Consider the following 3,332-nt stretch of genomic DNA (forward strand, 5'->3'; position numbering starts at 1 on the left):
ATGACACGACTTCGGCGGTACGCTTGAGCCCCGCTACATTGTCGGCGCGGAATCACTAGACCAGTGAGCTATTACGCACTCTTTCAAGGGTGGCTGCTTCTAAGCCAACCTCCTGGTTGTCTCTGCGACTCCACATCCTTTCCCACTTAGCGTACGCTTAGGGGCCTTAGTCGATGCTCTGGGCTGTTTCCCTCTCGACCATGGAGCTTATCCCCCACAGTCTCACTGCCGCGCTCTCACTTACCGGCATTCGGAGTTTGGCTAAGGTCAGTAACCCGGTAGGGCCCATCGCCTATCCAGTGCTCTACCTCCGGCAAGAAACACACGACGCTGCACCTAAATGCATTTCGGGGAGAACCAGCTATCACGGAGTTTGATTGGCCTTTCACCCCTAACCACAGGTCATCCCCCAGGTTTTCAACCCTGGTGGGTTCGGTCCTCCACGAAGTCTTACCTCCGCTTCAACCTGCCCATGGCTAGATCACTCCGCTTCGGGTCTTGAGCGTGCTACTCAAACGCCCTCTTCGGACTCGCTTTCGCTACGGCTACCCCACCCGGGTTAACCTCGCAACACACCGCAAACTCGCAGGCTCATTCTTCAAAAGGCACGCAGTCACGAGAACATGCAAGCACATTCCGACGCTCCCACGGCTTGTAGGCACACGGTTTCAGGTACTATTTCACTCCCCTCCCGGGGTACTTTTCACCATTCCCTCACGGTACTATCCGCTATCGGTCACCAGGGAATATTTAGGCTTAGCGGGTGGTCCCGCCAGATTCACACGGGATTTCTCGGGCCCCGTGCTACTTGGGTGTCTCTCAAACGAGCCGCTAATGTTTCAGCTACGGGGGTCTTACCCTCTACGCCGGACCTTTCGCATGTCCTTCGCCTACATCAACGGTTTCTGACTCGCCCTGCCGCCGGCAGACGACAGAAGAGAGATCCCACAACCCCGCATGCGCAACCCCTGCCGGGTCTCACACACATACGGTTTGGCCTCATCCGGTTTCGCTCGCCACTACTCCCGGAATCACGGTTGTTTTCTCTTCCTGCGGGTACTGAGATGTTTCACTTCCCCGCGTTCCCTCCACATACCCTATGTGTTCAGGTATGGGTGACAGCCCATGACGACTGCCGGGTTTCCCCATTCGGAAACCCCCGGATCAAAGCCTGGTTGACGACTCCCCGGGGACTATCGCGGCCTCCCACGTCCTTCATCGGTTCCTGGTACCAAGGCATCCACCGTGCGCCCTTAAAAACTTGGCCACAGATGCTCGCGTCCACTGTGCAGTTCTCAAACAACGACCAGCCACCCATCACCCCCAACCGAAACTGGAGTTCACTGGGACCGGCACTGAAGGAAAAATTCATTCCCTCAGACACCCAACAGCGTGCCCGGCCACATCCCGCCCGAAGATCATGCGTTCCACGCTCTTACGAGCAGTACTAGCAGCCCCCGGCCCGAGATCTGGACCGAATAATCAACGTTCCACCCATGAGCAACCAGCATCAGACACTCGCTGATGTACTGGCCTCTGACCGGCCAAAGCCGGTAAGAAATGCTCCTTAGAAAGGAGGTGATCCAGCCGCACCTTCCGGTACGGCTACCTTGTTACGACTTCGTCCCAATCGCCAGTCCCACCTTCGACAGCTCCCTCCACAAGGGTTGGGCCACCGGCTTCGGGTGTTACCGACTTTCGTGACGTGACGGGCGGTGTGTACAAGGCCCGGGAACGTATTCACCGCAGCAATGCTGATCTGCGATTACTAGCGACTCCGACTTCATGGGGTCGAGTTGCAGACCCCAATCCGAACTGAGACCGGCTTTTTGAGATTCGCTCCACCTCACGGCATCGCAGCTCATTGTACCGGCCATTGTAGCACGTGTGCAGCCCAAGACATAAGGGGCATGATGACTTGACGTCGTCCCCACCTTCCTCCGAGTTGACCCCGGCGGTCTCCCGTGAGTCCCCAGCACCACAAGGGCCTGCTGGCAACACGGGACAAGGGTTGCGCTCGTTGCGGGACTTAACCCAACATCTCACGACACGAGCTGACGACAGCCATGCACCACCTGTACACCGACCACAAGGGGGCACCCATCTCTGGATGTTTCCGGTGTATGTCAAGCCTTGGTAAGGTTCTTCGCGTTGCGTCGAATTAAGCCACATGCTCCGCCGCTTGTGCGGGCCCCCGTCAATTCCTTTGAGTTTTAGCCTTGCGGCCGTACTCCCCAGGCGGGGAACTTAATGCGTTAGCTGCGGCACCGACGACGTGGAATGTCGCCAACACCTAGTTCCCACCGTTTACGGCGTGGACTACCAGGGTATCTAATCCTGTTCGCTCCCCACGCTTTCGCTCCTCAGCGTCAGTAATGGCCCAGAGATCCGCCTTCGCCACCGGTGTTCCTCCTGATATCTGCGCATTTCACCGCTACACCAGGAATTCCGATCTCCCCTACCACACTCTAGCTAGCCCGTATCGACTGCAGACCCGAAGTTAAGCCTCGGGCTTTCACAATCGACGTGACAAGCCGCCTACGAGCTCTTTACGCCCAATAATTCCGGACAACGCTTGCGCCCTACGTATTACCGCGGCTGCTGGCACGTAGTTAGCCGGCGCTTCTTCTGCAGGTACCGTCACTTCCGCTTCTTCCCTGCTGAAAGAGGTTTACAACCCGAAGGCCGTCATCCCTCACGCGGCGTCGCTGCATCAGGCTTTCGCCCATTGTGCAATATTCCCCACTGCTGCCTCCCGTAGGAGTCTGGGCCGTGTCTCAGTCCCAGTGTGGCCGGTCGCCCTCTCAGGCCGGCTACCCGTCGTCGCCTTGGTGAGCCGCTACCTCACCAACAAGCTGATAGGCCGCGGGCTCATCCTTCACCGCCGGAGCTTTACAACCCAGGAGATGCCTCCCAGGCTCATATCCGGTATTAGACCCCGTTTCCAGGGCTTGTCCCAGAGTGAAGGGCAGATTGCCCACGTGTTACTCACCCGTTCGCCACTAATCCACCCCGAAGGGCTTCATCGTTCGACTTGCATGTGTTAAGCACGCCGCCAGCGTTCGTCCTGAGCCAGGATCAAACTCTCCGTGAATGCTTTCCCCGACAATCGGGGCGACACATCACGAGAGCGGAACCACCGGAGGAATAACCCGATGGTTCACAGCGTCCTCGCTGTGTATTTCAAAGGAACCACGCCCCGGCCATACCGGCCGGAGACGGGGTATCAACATATCTGGCGTTGACTTTTGGCACGCTGTTGAGTTCTCAAGGAACGGACGCTTCCTTCGTACTCACCCTCTCGGGCTTTCCTCCGGGCGCTTCCCTTCGGT

General features: G+C 57.9%; 2 rRNA genes (1 of these 2 cut by a window edge). Both read right to left on the bottom strand.

The annotated features are described in order from the left end of the window. A 23S ribosomal RNA gene (locus ACWEKM_RS45600) occupies window positions 1-1,267 on the bottom strand (it extends 1,921 nt beyond the left edge of the window). 304 nt (window positions 1,268-1,571) lie between these two features. Continuing rightward, window positions 1,572-3,094, bottom strand: a 16S ribosomal RNA gene (locus ACWEKM_RS45605). Together the 16S and 23S rRNA genes form the textbook arrangement of a ribosomal RNA operon. Window positions 3,095-3,332 lie beyond the last annotated feature (238 nt).

Source organism: Streptomyces sp. NPDC004752, assembly GCF_053601275.1.